Here is a 17,349-nt window from a genome sequence, read left to right on the forward strand (position 1 = left end):
TTTTTTATGCTTTTTACTTCTTGTACTTGATGTTTAATAATTTTTTGTTATTGTAAAAATATTATTTTGCGATAATATAATAATTATAACTCGATAAATAAAAATTTAGCTGTTACAATACCGCATTAATTTTTATAATAAATATTTTAAGGATTATTGATGATAAAAGTTGATAATATAGTTAAATATTATGGAGAACATCTTGCTCTTAAGGGTGTATCCTATTCTATAAATAAAGGAGAAATAGTAGGTTTTTTAGGTCCTAACGGAGCTGGTAAAAGCACTATGATGCGTATAATTACTGGTTATCTTCCTGCCACAAGCGGATACGTTTATTTAGATGATTATGAAGTGTATGATAACCCTATAGAAATAAAAAAAAGAATAGGATATATGCCTGAAAATGTTTCTTTATATACAGAAATGACTGTAATAGATTATTTAAGATTTTGTGCAAAACTAAAAGGCATACCTAGAAAACATATAAAAACTGCTTTAGAAAATACCATAGAAATTACTGGACTTACAAAATACAGAAATAGAATAATAGGTCATTTATCAAAAGGTTATAAACAGCGTACTGGAATAGCTCAGGCTATAATTCATGATCCTGAAGTTTTAATATTAGATGAGCCTACAAGCGGACTTGACCCTAATCAGTTAATAGAAGTAAGATCCCTCATTAAAAGTTTGGGCGGAACTAGAACTGTTATACTTTCTACTCATATATTAAGCGAAGTAGAAGATACATGCGAAAGGGCTTTGATTATAGACAGCGGGGAATTAATAGCTGAAGATACTATTGAAGGCTTAAAAATGGCTATGGACAGAGAAATATTAGGAGGAAATATTGAACTTAAAGTGGCTGGAAGATATAATGATGCTCTTTTATGTGTGAGAGAAGTTAATGGAGTAGTACAAGCTGAAGCTAACGCTTTCGGAGATATACTTATAGAATGTGAAAGAGGTAATGATTCTAGAGCTGCAATAGTTAAGCATTTAGTTAATAATAATTTTGATGTTTTAGAAATAAGGGCTAAAGAGAGATCTTTGGAAGAAGTATTTATTTACTTCACAGATAAAAAGAAAAATGAAGATTTTGATAAATCTAAATATATAAGAGATGAAATAATTTCTTATAATGATAAAGAAAAAACTGATAATTAATGTTTAAGGGGTTAAAATGAGAAATATATATGTTGTATTTTCAAGAGAGATTCAATCCTTTTATGTATCGCCTTTATACTACATATTGGGATTTATATATTTGGCTTTGACTGGATATTTCTTTACTATAGAAGTTTATTATAGCAGATTGGCAGTTATGGAAAACACTATGTATAATATAGGTTTTTTTACAATATTATTTCTTTCTATTCTTTGTATGAAACTTATAGCTGAAGAACGTGCTTCTGGTACTTTTGAACTTATAATGACTGCTCCTATTACTTCTTTGCAGTATGTTTTGGGTAAATATTTATCCGTACTAGTTGTTTATGCTTCTCTTCTTGTTATGACTTTTGTTTATCCTATACTTCTTATGATATTTGGAAAGCCAGATATAGGAGTTATATTCAGCGGATATTTGGGATTATTCCTTCTTGGAACAGCTATATTAGGACTTGGTCTTATTGCTACAAGTATATCTAAGAGTCAATTAGTTGCTGCCATTTTGGGCGTTTCTATGGGAGTATTTGCCTATATAATCAATTGGCTTAGTGAAATGTTTACGGGGGCTAGCAAAATATTAAATGCTATTTCCATTACCACATATTTTTCAGATTTTACTAAAGGTATGATAGATATACAGAATGTTATATTCTTTTTTATTTGGGCTGTTGCCTGTATAGCGATATCTACTATGTTTGTAGAATCTTATAAATGGCAGTAATTTATAAATCTATTAAAAAAGGCTTTGTCAAAATGTCTGATATAGTTGAGTATGTGAAAAATAATGATTTTGATAATGTAAAAAAATGTTTAGAGGCTGACAGTAGTTTATCTGATGCTAGAGATGAAGAGTCTAGATTTACATTACTTATGATATGTGCTAAAAAAGGTTATTTTGATATAGCCAAACTTTTGGTAGAAGAGGGTGCTAATATCAATGCAAGAAGCAAAACTGGTATAACTGCATTGATGTTTGCATGTGCAGAAAAACATAAAGATATCGCTGAGTATTTAATAGACTCTGGTGCTGATATTAATTTAAGAGATAAGCCTTTATTTTCAGCTTTGTTATATGCTTCTCTCACAAAAGAGTATGATATAATAAAAGCATTAGTTGATGCTGGGGCTGATGTTAATGCTAAAAATTTTAAACTTGTAACACCTTTAATGTTTGCTTCTGGCATTGGTGATATTGATACTATTAAACTTTTAATAAAAAATGGTGCTGATATAGAGCATAAAAATAAAGACGGAGAAAGGGCTTTGGAATTTGCTATTCGTAAAGAGCAGAAAGAAGCAGCAGATTATTTAAAAACTCTCTCTAAATAACTTTGTATTTTTAATACACAAATAAAATAAATAATTATACTTTCTAATATCAAAGAAAAAGTAAATATTATATTTATAAAACATACTTGATTATCTATAAATGTATTTAAAACTAATGCATGAGTATTTACATAATATAAAATACTAATAAAGAAATAAGTAACTAAGAAGAAATTAATATTTTAATTATAAATAAAATTATATGAAGTTTGACTAATAATTTTATATCTATATTAAAAAAGTTAATTAAAAAGAATTTTATTATTAATATATACCTAAACACCTACAGTTTGTCAAAAAATAAATTTTTAGTATTTGTAGTGACTAGCCTTGTTAAGCACACAGTCGACCCACAGTTATTTTACGACCGTGGGAAGTCCTGTGTATTGGTATAATGGCAGCCCGCCTCTCTGTGCGTACCTTTGCATGCGAGAACCATACACTGTACACATTCTATGAAAGAACTACATTTAATCCTGTTTAAATATGTAATTTATACAATATATAAACATTATTTTTGCTAAATTATAAAAATTTTATATATAATGTTGTCAAGTACTTTTTAAACAACTCTATCGTTATGTGTTTAAGATATATTTTATTAGTTGATAAAAATATTTTTATATTATTAATAAAAATCTTATTTTAAATTTGACTAATTATGAAATACAAATTATACTAATAAGTAATTATTATTAATAAGGATATATTATGAACAATGATAAAAAAGAAACAGTTATACTTTTTAATATGGGAGGAGCTAACAGCATAAAAGAAGTAAATACATTTTTAACTAATATGTTTAATGATTATCATATATTAAATATAAAAAATAGTTTTATGAGAGGCATCATAGCAAAGAAGATAGTAAATAAGATTAAAGCTAATGTAGTAAAACATTATGAAGCTATAGGAGGAAAATCTCCAATAAATGAATACACAGAAATGTTAGTTAATAAACTTAATGAATTGGACAGTTCAAGAGATTATAAATACGCAATGAATTATAGTAATCCTTTATATTATGATGTATTAAAAGAACTAAAAGATAATAACGTGAGAGAAATTACATTATTCAGCATGTATCCTCAGTATTCCGAAGTTACTGTAAAATCATCATTAGAAAGTATTCATAAAGCTATGAAGAAATTGAAATATAAAGCAAAAATCAATATAGTTGACAGATATTATTATGATGATAATTATAATAATGCTATAGTAAAATTAATAAAAGATAGTATATATGGAAAAAATATTAATGAATATATATTAATATTTTCTGCTCATTCAATACCAAAAATGTACATTGAAAAAGGAGACCCTTATAAATATGAATGCAATTGCAATGCAGAAATATTAAAAGAGAAACTCCATAAAGAAGGATTACATTTTAAAGATATTGTACTTTCTTATCAGTCAAAAATAGGAAAATTAGAATGGCTTTCTCCTACTACGATAGACATGATAAAAAAATACAGCGGTGAAAAATTAATAATATATCCCTTGGCATTTACTATAGATAATTCTGAGACAATTTATGAAATAGATATAGAATATAGAAAAGAAGCATTAAATAAATACAATATTAAAGATTTCATATTATGCCCTTGTTTAAATGACAGAGCATACTTTGCCAAAACTATTATTGAATTATCAAAAATGAATAAAAAACTTAATATTAGTTATAATGAGAAAATTATTTAATAACATAGTACTTTTTTTGTATTTTTTTAGTTTTATATAATGATATGTAATTTTATAGTAAATAAAAAATATTAGAGTACAATATGTATAAAATATTTTTACTTTTTATAGTTTACTTTTAAATTATATATGATATAACTTTATAAAATTAAAAATATAGTTTGTCGGAGAAGTTTATGTTAAATATGTTAAAATTGAAAACTATTTATTATGCTGTTATTATGTTATTTATAATGGGGGTAAGTATGTTTGCAGCTGTTGCTATTGATAGAACAAGTCCAATAGGTGAAAATACGAGCAGATATAATTATGAAGCAATAACTGTAACATTCAATCAGCAGATGGTTGCTTTGCAGTCTATAAAAGAAGTAACTAATGAATATTTCAGTTTTAATGTAGAAGTTAAAGGTACTTATAGATGGCTTTCCATTAATACTTTAGCTTTTTATCCTAGTGAGCCTTTGCCTGATAATACTGCTATTGAAGTTACACTTAAAAAAGGAATAAAAAGCGAACTTACAGGAGAAGTATTAGAAAATGATTATACTTGGAGTTTTAATACTTTAAGACCTATAATGCAGAAAAGCTCTCCTTATGACAGACAGTCAGATTTGGCTACTGATGTTAATATAGTTGTTTATTATAATATGCCTATATATCTTGAAAGTGCCAAAGAAAATATAGAATTAATTTCAAGCAATACCTACAAGAATATAGATTTTGATGTTAGATATGCAAGATTAGAAGATTTAAGAGAATGGGAAACTAATGAATACAAACTTGAACAGGTATTAGTTATAAAGCCTAAAAGTGTTTTAGATAAGAACGATAAAATAACAGTGTATATAGAAGAGGGGCTTGCTGCAATTAATGGAAATTTAGGAACTGCAGATAATGATAGTTTTACTTTTTCTACACATGATGAATTCTATTTCAATGGAGATAGTGAGCAGACAGTAACGGCATCATATTCTCCAGACGCACCTAGAATTAATTTTTCTACAAGAGTTGAATGGGCTGACTTGATAAGAAATATTGAAATCACTCCAGCAATTCAGCTTCCTACAGAAGAGGATATTCAGCAAAACTCTTGGAGCTCTAAAAGTTTTTCACTTTATTCACTCAGATTTAATCCTAATGTTACATACAATATAAAAATAAACGGAAGTCTTAAAGATGCTTATGGTCAAACTTTAGGAGAAGAACAAAACATTACATTAAATGTTACAGACTATAATCCAAGCCTTTCTATACCTTCTGGAATGGGAGTTGTAGAATCTTATGAAGGAATAAAACTTCCAGTACAGGTAATGAATCCTAATACTATTAATATACAAAGTAGATATGTTGATAAAGAAAATATCATACCATTTTTATTTGTGAATAAAGAAGTATACAGATATGATGAAAGTGCAGAGTTTAGAAATTATACAAATCAATATAAAAACTTATTAGGCTATAATAATACTACACAATACACTCCAGATGTTGAAAGAAACAGATACATCACAACAGCACTTTATTTAACAAACTATATGAACAATAAACAGTACGGACTTTTATCAATAGAGTTTAAAAGTAAGACTGGATATCAAAGTCAGTATGATTATTCATCATCTTCACAGATACAAATTACATCTATGGGAGTAACAGGAAAATTCTCAGGAGATTCAAATACAATATTCGTAACAGATTTAAAAACAGGAATGCCTATTGAAGGAGCTACTGTAGAAATAAGAGATGACTTTAACAGAGTATTAGAAAAAGCTACTACCGATGAAAACGGAATAGCCACTACTAAAGGATTCAGAGCTTTAGGAATAAGCAGAGTAAGCAGATGGTCATCACCAAGACAATGGGCTATAGTTACAAAAGGTGATGATGTATCTTTTATAAATAGTGATTGGGGTACAGGCGTTTCACCTTGGAGAATGGATATAAGCTATAATGATGCTCCTCCTACTAAAGATTATAACGGCTCTATGTTTACAGAAAGAGGTATTTATAAAGCAGGAGAAGAGGTACATATAAAAGGTGTTATAAGAGAAAATAGAATAGGAAGTTGGCAAATACCTAATGATTTGAAAAACGGAACATTTACAATCAACAATTCAAGAGGCGAAGAGATACATAAAGGAACAATTACTTTAAATGAATACGGTTCTTATTTGATAGATTTCACTCTTCCAGCTGATGCTCCTACTGGTTATTATAATGTAAATGCTGAGTTTAAAAGCGATTCTAATAATGACAGAGAAGAAAACACTTCATATAGTTTATCGCAAAGTTTTAGAGTAGAAGAGTTTAAACCTTTAGAATATGAAAGCAGATTATGGGTTGAAGATAAAAATTATTATTTAGGCGATACTATGCCTATAAAAATGTCTGGCTGGTATTTATTCGGCGAGCCTATGATATCAAATCAGGTAGATTATAATATATCTATGAATGAAACTTTCTTTACTCCGCCTAATAATGCAGGATTCAGATTTACAAAATTAAGCTGGTTTGAAGATGAGTATTATAATAATTATTATTCTATGATAGCAAACGGCACAGCTTCATTAGATGAAAACGGAGAATATGCTTATGCTCCTACTGTAGATGCAAGCCGTTCAATACATGCAGCTTATGTTACTATAGAGTCAACTGTATCAGGCGAGGATTCTCAAAGAGTAAGCACAACTAAAAGTGTATTAGTTCATGGAAGTGATTATTATATAGGTATAAAAAGACAAGGCTATTTCTTGGAAACTGACAAGCCTACGCAATTAGAGTTTATAGCAGCAGACCCAGAAGGCAATAGACTTGAAGGCAAAAAAATAGAAGTACAGGTTATAAGAAGACATTGGGAATCTGTGAAAAAGGCTATAACAGGCGGAAGATTTGAATGGGAATCTAAACAAATTGATGATGTTGTTGAAACTACTACAGTTACAACATCTAAAGACCCTGTTGCTTTTAGTTTTACTCCTACAAACTCTGGACTTTATATAGTATTGGCAAGAGCAAAAGATTCTAAAAACAGAGAAGTTGCTTCTGATGAGTATATGTATGTTATAGGTAAAGATTATGCTCCTTGGGCTATGTTTGATGATGATTTGCTAGAGCTTATCACAGAAAAAGAAGAATATAAACCTTATGAAACAGCTAGAATAATGGTAAAATCTCCTTATGAATCTGCTACTGCTTTGGTAACAGTTGAAAGGGAATATGTAATAGATTCTTTTGTAACAAATATAGAAGGCTCTACTGCTTTAATAGAAATACCTATAAAACCAGAATATTTACCTAATGTTTATGTAGGTGTTTCACTTGTTAAGGGAAGAGTTGAAAATGAGGCTTATACTAATTATGCCACTGATGAAGGTAAGCCGTCATTTAAAATAGGTTATGCAGGACTTTCAGTTTCTCCGCGTGAAAAAGAGCTTAATGTAAAAATAACAAAATCTGCTGACAGCCTAGAGCCACGCGATGAAATGACAGTTGATTTGTATGTTGAAACAAAAGAAAGCAAACCTATGGAAACAGAGATAATGTTAAGCGTCGTTGATGTTGGAGTATTAAATTTAATAGGATACAAAACTCCTAATTGGTTTAATACTTTCTACGGAAAAAGACCTTTGAGTGTTGCAAGTGCCGATACAAGAATACATTTGATAGGTCAGCGTAACTACGGAGAGAAAGGAGATACACCGGGCGGAGATGGTATGAGAGCTAATGCTTCACTGATGGCTAAAGCTGAAGCTATGGGTATGGACGTATTCAGCATAAGAAAAAATTTCCTTACTACTGCTTTCTATCAAGGAAGAGTAAAAACTGATGCTGAGGGTAAAGCTACAGTTACATTTAATTTACCAGACAATATTACATCATTTAGAATAATGGCTTCTGCTATAAATAAAGACGGTTATTTTGGTGCTTCTGATGATGTTGTTGTAGTTAAGAAAAATATTATGCTTATGCCTACACTTCCAGAGTTTGCTTATGTTGAAGATAAATTAAAAGCTGGTACTTTAGTTTACAACTATTCTGATAAAGATTTAGAAATAGAAGTTCAGGCCGTTGCCTCTAATGCTATGATAGAAAATGATGTTCAAAAAATAACAATTCCTAAAGGCGGAAATGCTGATGTAAGATTTGATATTATAGCTACAAACAGAGGGGAAGCTAAAGTTACAATACTTGCTAAAGGCGGAGAATATACTGATGCTGTAGAGAAATCATTTGAAGTTAATGTACCTATGACTACAGAGTCAGTTGCAGTATTCTCAAGCACTACAAACAATAATACCGACTTGATGATAAGAGTACCTAATATTACAGAAGCGTATAAAGGTGCAGGAAGTTTGGAAGTTTATATGTCGCCTAGTGCATTTAGTGAGCTTTCTGGAGGAATTAATTATCTTATTAATTATCCTTATCTTTGTTTAGAGCAGCAGTTATCAAGAGTTTATCCTATAATAACAAGCAAAAGATTATTAGTAGACATGAAACTTACTGATATAGCAGAGGCAGAATTAGATAAAACAGTAACTGATTTCTTGAAAACTATGCCGACATATCAAAGTCTTAACGGAGGATTTTCATACTGGCCTAGCAAAACTTGGATATCACCATGGCTTACTGCTTATGCTGCTGATGCTATGATTAAGGCTAAAAAAGAGGGATATGCTATTGATGAAAACTCTTTACAGTTGGCATTAGAATATATAAACAATTATGCTAAAAGCGGAAATTCTGAAAAACCTAGCTTCTGGAATGATGAATACATTAATTTATCTTCTATAGCTTATATTGCGGCAGTTCTTGCTGAGGGCGGATACAAGAATAACGATGTAAAAGCCATAATAGACAGAATATACCCAGAAGTTAATAATATTCCTTTCTATGGGCAAGTTCAATTAATGAGAGCAATGTATTATAACAAATACGACAATAATGCATTTACTAATGTAAGACAGTATATACTTAATACTATTAAAGAAGACCCTACTACTGCTCATTATGAACTTGAAGGAAGATATGCTAATCTTTATTGGATACACTCTTCATCAGTAAGAGATACTTCTGTTGCTTTATATGCATTAATAGAAACAGGATATGATAATGCTATTAATGAAAAAGTGGTTCGCTGGCTTGTTCAGTCAAGAAAAAACGGCAGATATTTAAATACTCAGGATAATGTTTCAGTATTTGCTGCTATGAATATGTATTATAAAAAATATGAAAATGTTAGTCCTAATTTCAAAGCAGAGTTTATATATCAGGGACAAACCTTACTTGCAGAAACATTCAGTTCAAGAACTCAGCCTAGCCTAACAAAAAATTATGCATTAGATGAGTTTATGAATGACAGATTAAGTAATTTAAATACTAGAAGTGCTTTAGCAAGTATTAAAAGAAACGGAGATGGCAGACTTTATTACGGAGTAAGACTTACTTATGCACCTCGTGATTTGGCTGTTAATAGAGATGCTGGAATAAAAGTTGTAAGAGAGTATCAAACTAAAGACGGAAAAGTATTAGACCTTACAAAAGATAAATTCAAACAAGGTGAGGAATACGTTGTTGTAGTGAAAGTTACAGTTCCTTATGAGAGACATTTTGTTGTAGTTGACACTCCTATTGCTTCTGGTATGAGAATATTAAACTCTTCATTTGCTACAGAAAGCAGCGAAGTTAAAAACATTACTGGTAATCAAGGTACAAGCTGGTGGGGCGGATTTAATCATATTGAAAATTACAATGACAAAATATTATTATTTGCTGATATTCTTGACAAGGGAGAACATGTGTACAAATATGTAGTTAGAGCAGCCACACCTGGTGAATATTTGCTTCCTGCTACTAAAGCTGAAGAGATGTACAATCCAGAAGTATTTGGTTATGATGGACAGTATAAAGTAATAATTGATGCTAAATAATTTAATATCTTAAATTGTTAGAATAAAATTTTCAGGGCGGTATCTTTTTTAAGATATCGCCATTTTTTTATTATTTAAACAATTATAATTTACAAAATTCGATAATTTAGGAATTATATATTGTTTATTTTAATATATAGTAATTTATATTAAATAATACTATTTTTTAGATGCTTTATATTGCTATAATAGAACTGATTAAAAAATAATTTTTATACTATATTTAACAATGGGATAATTTCATGCTTAGAAAAAATTACTATATTTTTATTTTTGTTTTAATGACAATTTTATTATGCCAAAATAATATTTTAAACTCACAAGAGGCTTCATCAGGAAATCTTATTATAATACATATGAATGATACACATGGAAAAGATGAAGAGGAAAACGGAAAGTATGGAGCGGCTAGAAGAGCATCGTATATAAAACAGGTAAGAGCTACTAATAATAATGTTTTGGTTCTTCATGCGGGTGACACAACGATAGGAAGTATATATTCAACAATTTTTAAAGGTGATGATGAAGTAAGAATTATGAATAAACTTGGAGTAGGAGCTGTAACAATAGGAAATCATTTTACAGATTATGGATTAGATAATTTTAATAAAATAATGAAAGATAGAAATTTCCCTACTCTTTCAGTAAATATAAAAAATAAGAATAATAACAGCTATTATGCAAAGCCTTATATGGTTACAAATATCAATGGTATAAAAATTGCTGTAATAGGGGTAACATCAAAAAATTCAGGATATAATCCAAATGATCTTAAAAATTTGATACTTGAAGATGAAATAACTGCATTAAATAAATTCATGGAAGATATACCTTTAAATACTACCAATGACATTACAATACTTCTAAGCCATGCAGGATATAATATGGATGTAGAAATTGCTAATGCCATAACAAATAAATTTGATTTTATAATAGGAGGTCATACACATACTGTAATGAAAAAAGCTGAAATTGTTAATAATACTCCTATAGTACAGGCAGGTTCTTACGGACATTATTTAGGAAATATAAATATAAACATAAATAATGGGAAGGTTTCAAACTTTAATTATAAATTAGTTGCAATGGACGAAACAATAAAGCAGGATGCAGATATGCTTGCTTTAGTTAATGAAATGAAAAAGGAAGTTGACATTAAATCTAATATGAAAATAGGTACATTGCCTATGGATTTGCCTTATGATGTTGTTACTATAAGACAGCAGTCTACAGCATTAGGAAATTTTATATGCGACTTGGTATTAGATTCCAATCAGGAAGGCGATAAAGCTGATATGGTTTTGATTAATGCAGGAGGCATTAGAGAAGGATTTACTAAAGGAGATATAACATTAGCAAATATAATGACTATTTCATCATTTGATAATGAGGTAATATTAGTATCATTAACTGGAAAAGATATACTTGATTTACTTAAGATATCTTGTAAAAACAGCACTATAATTCCTACAAATTCAGGAGGCAGTTTTTTACAAGTGTCAAGAGGAATGGAAGTTGTATACAGTAGTGATGGAAAACTAATATCTGCTAAATTAAATGGTAAAGCTATTGATGAAAAACAATATTATAGAGTGGCTTTATCTTCATACATATACAGCGGAAAAAGTTATGTTGATGAAAATGGAAATTTTATAGCTCAAAAAGGAAAGAATGTAAATAATACAAATAAAGACTTTAGAAATGATATGGAATCAAAAATTAGATCTCTTAATAATATACCTTCAAGTTATATAGACGATACACTTAGAGTAAAATTGCAATAGATATAAAAATTAATATTTTTATCAAATAACAAAAATTATTTTAAAGTATAATAAATTGGTATATACTAAAACAATTTTATTTTTAACAAAATTTAATAGTTTAAGCATATTTAATCAGCCAAACATATCGTCAACATTTTGATGATACATGAATACTATAGAACAAGCCTTATATAGAGTTCTTAAGTGTATATGTTTAGTATTTACTATAAAATACACATTGACAAATGTATTATATAAATATAACATCATAATATTGTATTTTTAATAAGGATAATTATGATGAAAAAAATTTATTATATTTTTATTTTTGTTTTAATGATAATTTCATCATGCAGAAATAATACATTAACTCCAAAAAAAAATATATCAGGCGATATTATTATAATACATATGAATGATACCCATGGAAAAGATGAAGAAGAAAATGGAAAGTATGGGGCAGCCAGAAGAGCATCATATATAAAACAGCTAAGAGATACTAACAATAATGTCTTAGTTCTTCATGCTGGTGATACAATTACTGGAAGTATTTATTCAACAGTTTTCAAAGGTATGGATGAAGTAAAAATTATGAATAAACTCGGAGTAGGAGCAGCAGCAGTAGGAAATCATTTTATAGATTACGGATTAGATAATTTTAATCAAATAATGAAAGATAGAGACTTCCCTACTCTTTCAGTAAATATAAAAAATAATAATAGCTATTATGCAAAACCTTATATGGTTACAAATATCAATGGAATAAAAATTGCTGTAGTAGGAGTAACTGTAAAAAACTCAGGATACAATCCTCAATACACTCAAAATTTAGTATTTGAAGATGAAATAGAAGCATTAAAAAAATTCATCTCAGAAATTCCTTTAAACAAAACTAATGATATTACAATACTTCTAAGCCATGCAGGATATAACATTGATGTAGAAATTGCTAATGCTATACCTAATACTTTTGATATTATAATAGGAGGACACACTCATACGGTGATGGAAAAACCTCAAACTGTTAATGGTACTCCTATAGTGCAGGCAGGCTGTTACGGACAGTATTTAGGAAATATAAATTTAAATACCTATAATGGAAATATTTCAAGATTTAATTATAAATTAGTTGCAATAGATGAAACAATAGAAGAAGATACTGATATGCTTGCTTTAATTAATGAAATGAAAGCTCAAGTTGAACAGGAATCTAATGTAAAAATAGGTACATTGTCTGAAGATTTGAATTATGATGTTATGACAATAAGACAGCAGTCTACAGCTTTAGGAAATTTTGTTTGTGATTTGATACTAGATTCTAATCAGGAAGGAGATAAAGCAGATATAGTTTTCATTAACTCAGGCGGCATTAGAGCAGGATTTAGTAAAGGAGATATAACATTAGCAAACATAATGACCGTTTCCTCATTTGATAATGAGGTAATATTAGTATCATTAACAGGAAAAGATATACTTGATTTGCTTAAAATATCTTGTAAAAACAGCACAGTAATTCCTACAAACTCAGGAGGCGGATTTTTGCAAATGTCAAGAGGAATGGAAGTTTTATACACTAGCAGCGGAGATTTAATATCAGCTAAATTAAATGGTACGCCTATCAATGAGTCTCAATCTTACAGAGTGGCTTTATCAACATATATATACAGCGGAGGAAGTTATGTTGATGAAAACGGCAATTCTATAGCCCAGAATGGAAATAATATTAATATGACAGGTAAAGACTGCAGAGACGATATGATATCAAAAATTAAAGCTCTTGGAACTATAGACAGCAGTTATATAGATAATACAGTTAGAGTAAAATTTCAATAGCTTAAAAATATTAATATTTTTAAATAAGTTTATTATTTTTATTGTAAAATTAATATGTATTTATTTACAAAAAATTGACAATTATTGTTTTTTTGTTATACTATTTTTTAAAGCATAATTATTTTATAATTGGAGATTTTTTATGAAAAATATAATTATTTTTATAATTATTTTTAGTGTAAGTTTATTTGCAAAACAGTATGCTTCACCATTAATGGAGGCTTTAGAGAGAAGAGATGTAAAAAAAGCAATAGAATTAATAAATTCAGGAGCTGATATTAATATAAAAGATAGAATGGGTGAAACTCCATTAATAGAAGCTGCAGAAGAGGGATTGACAGAGGTAGTTCAGGTTTTGGTTGATAAAAAAGTTAATCTTAATATAGGTAATGTTAGAAATAGAACAGCATTAAGCAGAGCTTCTTCCAGAGGTCATATAGAAATAGTACGTATATTGGTAAAAGCTGGTGCTGATATTAATATCAAGGACAAGTATGGTAAGACTGCATTAAATTATGCATCTGAAAGAAATCATAAAGAGATAGTATCGATATTAAAGAACGCAGAAGCAAGATAAATATTATTGATTTTAATTGATTATTTAAGTGTTTTTATAAAAAATATTAGTAGTTTTTATAATTATTACTATTCATAACATTGATAATTAAATTTAATTATAATATAATATTGTTCAAAATTTTAATTTTGAGGAAAATAGAATGAAAAAATTATTATCACTAGTTCTCGCAGGTATGGGAACAATCTTTGCAGTATCATGTTCAGGAAATAAAACTGATACATCATCTAATAATGCTGCACCTACTGATACAGCTATAACAGCAGCTGTAATTACAGTTGATGATTTAGTAGGTAAAGAATTTTCTCTTACTAACATGTATGAAGGAAAAGAAGTTACTATAGCTTTTCCAGTAACTAATATGTTAGGCGGAAAATCAGCTGTTAATAGCTATACTACAGAGTTTTCTTTAGACGGAGACAAAATTACATTAACTGCTTTAGCTTCTACTAAAATGGCAGGTCCTGAAGAAGATATGGCTGTAGAAAATGAATATTTACAGATATTAAACGGAGCAAATACTATTTCTTTGAATGGAGATGTATTAACTATAACTACAGCTTCAGGAACAAATTTAGTTTATACTTTTAAAGGTAATTTATAGCTTCCTGTTGCTGATACTAACAATTAATAATTATTTAAACTTAATTGGCAGGGTAATATTTTATTATTATCCTGCTTTTTTATTTTTAAATAATTTAATTATAAAAAATAGTTTTACTATAATAATATAAATTTGTAAGTAAGTATTGACTTTTACAGTTAGTAGTATAATATAAAAGTATATTATAGTTTTTTTATGAAAATAGTTTGGAGTAATTATGCAGTTAACAAAATATATTTCTACAACATTATTATTTAGTTTAGTTTTTGTAATATCCTGTTCAGAAACTATGCCTCTAAAAGAATATAAAGATGCTTCTACTTTAAGAGAGAAAGCTATTAGGTATGATTTGCAGAACTATTCCAAAGAACAGTTTGATATAGCTGAAGCAAATTTTTCAGAGGCTGTAATTCTTATAGATGAAAATAAAGAGCCTGAAAAAGTAAAAGAACTTCTTACTACTGCATCAAATAGTTATCAAACAGTGCTTAATGAAGGTTTGCCTCAGTATGCAGAAGTATTGAAAGAAGAAACATCTTTGGATAGAGTTTATTCTAAAGAAATAAAAGCCTATAGAGTAGATAAAGATAATTATGAGTTTGCTGAACTTAATTATATAAATGCCTTATCAGCTTTAAGCACTAATGATTATGAAGGAGCTGTAAGTTGTTTCTTAAATGCTAAAAAATATCATCATAAAGCATACTTTACAACTAAAATAAGATATGATGAAAGTGTAAAAGGAATAAAAGAAGCATCAGAAAAAATTAAACAAGTTGATGAATTAGAGAAAACATCTGCTAAATAAAAAACAACAATATTTATTTTTATTATAACTTATATTTTATAAAATATTTTGGAGTTTATAAAATGAAAAAAGGACTATTTTTATTTATTACTTTATCATTATCATGTTTATTGTATGCTCAGGAAGAGTTAGTACTTCCGCCAGAACTTCCTGCTGATTTACCTTTGTCTATAAAAGAAAGTGATGATTATAAATTGGCACAGAGATACAGAGAAATGGCTATAGAAGCACATGATGCTGGTGATTATAATCAAAGTATAGAATATTCAAAACAAAGTAAAGAGTATTCAGATAAAATTATATCAAGATATGGTGTTTATGAATATGTTTTAAATAGCCAGAGAGATGCTGAAAGAAAATTAAGTTTATTTAAAGGTGTGGGCGGAGATACTAATGAACTTACTATGAACTTATACAATTTATCAGTTAATGATATTAATTCAGCAAATAATATGTTTGATTCTGCTACTAACAGTACAGATTATACAAATACTATGCTTGAATATAATAAATCCGCTGAAAAGTCAGAATTGGGTTATAATGTACTTGCTATAGATTTGAGAAGAGAATATTTAATCAGTGAATCAGTATTAACTAACGGAGATGCTAATGATACTCAGATAACTAATTTAAGAGATGAATCTGCAAACTTATTGGCAAGTAATGACTACACAAACTCTCTAACAAAATCAAGAGATGCTATGAATATACTTGACAGATTAGAGGCTCCTTTAGAGTATGCAAAAGCTCAGAAAGCTATGGATAAAGCTAAAAAAGATGGTTATAATGAAAGCAAACCTAATACATATAATGAAGCTTCAAAATCTTTATCTTCTGCTGGAGAAACTTTGGTAGCTAATAATTATTCAGAATCTTTAATGCATTCAAAAAATGTTATTAGTTTAGTAAATTCAATGGGTGTTTCAGGCGATAACATTGATGAAGAGGTTGTAATAACAGATGGAGCTTTCCCTAAATATTATACAGTTCAGGCTAGAAAAGCTAATACTGACTCTTTATGGCGTATAGCTTCTTATGATTTCATATATGGTAATGGTAATTTATGGAAAAAAATATATGAAGCAAATAAAGATAAAATTAAAGATCCTTCTGTAATAAGAGCAGGACAAATATTAACTATACCAAGCCTTAAAGGTGAACTTAGAGAAGGTACTTATAACTCAAATCAAACTTACAGCAGTATAAAAAACTTCTCTACAAATAATCAAAGAACTCCTGAAACAAATGTTAATGAAGAGACTTCAGCAGTAAATGAAAATATAGCAGTAGATGAGGAAATAGCAGAAGAAGAAACTATGACTGCTGATGAAAATGTAACTGCTGATGAAGAAGTTGTAACAGAAGAAGAAATGGCAGAAGAAACTGTAACTGAGGAAGAAACAGCAATTGAGGGAGAAGAAGATACCATCACATCCGAAGAGAGAGCAGCTGTTAAAGAAGGTGAAATTGTTGTAGAAGATGAAGAAGATGTTCAGGAACAAACAGAAGAAACAGAAAATTCAGTTATAGATGAACAAATAGATAATACTACTGAAGTTGAAAATCAATAAAAAAATTATATAAAAAATTACTATTATCATTATGATCGGTTAATTGTTTAATAGTAAAAA

Annotated in this window: 11 protein-coding genes; all 11 read left to right on the forward strand. The window is 28.6% G+C overall.

Going from position 1 to position 17,349, the window contains the following annotated elements:
* The first annotated feature begins 159 nt into the window (after window positions 1-159).
* Window positions 160-1,167, forward strand: a complete 1,008-nt coding sequence (locus KQ44_RS07460) for an ATP-binding cassette domain-containing protein (RefSeq protein ID WP_096736883.1) — start codon at window positions 160-162, stop codon at window positions 1,165-1,167.
* A gap of 16 nt (window positions 1,168-1,183) precedes the next feature.
* Window positions 1,184-1,891: an ABC transporter permease gene (locus KQ44_RS07465; protein ID WP_020004192.1), complete on the forward strand. Its 708-nt coding sequence runs from the start codon at window positions 1,184-1,186 to the stop codon at window positions 1,889-1,891.
* A gap of 32 nt (window positions 1,892-1,923) precedes the next feature.
* Window positions 1,924-2,499 (forward strand): ankyrin repeat domain-containing protein, encoded by a 576-nt coding sequence (locus KQ44_RS07470; protein WP_096736884.1) that lies wholly within the window; start codon window positions 1,924-1,926, stop codon window positions 2,497-2,499.
* Between the two features lie 711 nt (window positions 2,500-3,210).
* Complete coding sequence (gene hemH / locus KQ44_RS07475) at window positions 3,211-4,203, forward strand: ferrochelatase (RefSeq protein ID WP_096736885.1); 993 nt, start codon at window positions 3,211-3,213, stop codon at window positions 4,201-4,203.
* Between the two features lie 176 nt (window positions 4,204-4,379).
* Window positions 4,380-10,130, forward strand: coding sequence for an Ig-like domain-containing alpha-2-macroglobulin family protein (locus KQ44_RS07480; protein ID WP_096736886.1), 5,751 nt, complete (start codon window positions 4,380-4,382; stop codon window positions 10,128-10,130).
* 242 nt (window positions 10,131-10,372) lie between these two features.
* Window positions 10,373-11,914, forward strand: coding sequence for a bifunctional UDP-sugar hydrolase/5'-nucleotidase (locus KQ44_RS07485; RefSeq protein ID WP_096736887.1), 1,542 nt, complete (start codon window positions 10,373-10,375; stop codon window positions 11,912-11,914).
* 279 nt (window positions 11,915-12,193) lie between these two features.
* Window positions 12,194-13,729 carry a bifunctional UDP-sugar hydrolase/5'-nucleotidase gene (locus KQ44_RS07490; RefSeq protein ID WP_096736888.1) on the forward strand — a complete coding sequence of 512 codons (1,536 nt, stop codon included), beginning with the start codon at window positions 12,194-12,196 and terminating at the stop codon, window positions 13,727-13,729.
* Between the two features lie 142 nt (window positions 13,730-13,871).
* Window positions 13,872-14,306 (forward strand): ankyrin repeat domain-containing protein, encoded by a 435-nt coding sequence (locus tag KQ44_RS07495; RefSeq protein WP_096736889.1) that lies wholly within the window; start codon window positions 13,872-13,874, stop codon window positions 14,304-14,306.
* 142 nt (window positions 14,307-14,448) lie between these two features.
* Entirely contained in the window at window positions 14,449-14,910 is a 462-nt protein-coding gene (locus KQ44_RS07500) for an META domain-containing protein (protein WP_096736890.1), read from the forward strand.
* A 217-nt stretch (window positions 14,911-15,127) separates the two neighbouring features.
* The gene (locus KQ44_RS07505; RefSeq protein WP_096736891.1) at window positions 15,128-15,718 is read left to right on the forward strand and encodes a hypothetical protein; all 591 of its coding nucleotides are present in this window, start codon (window positions 15,128-15,130) and stop codon (window positions 15,716-15,718) included.
* Window positions 15,719-15,780: 62 nt separating this feature from the next.
* Entirely contained in the window at window positions 15,781-17,289 is a 1,509-nt protein-coding gene (locus KQ44_RS07510) for a LysM peptidoglycan-binding domain-containing protein (RefSeq protein WP_096736892.1), read from the forward strand.
* Window positions 17,290-17,349: the final 60 nt, after the last annotated feature.

It is taken from the genome of Brachyspira sp. G79, assembly GCF_002379365.1.
Classification (GTDB): domain Bacteria; phylum Spirochaetota; class Brachyspiria; order Brachyspirales; family Brachyspiraceae; genus Brachyspira.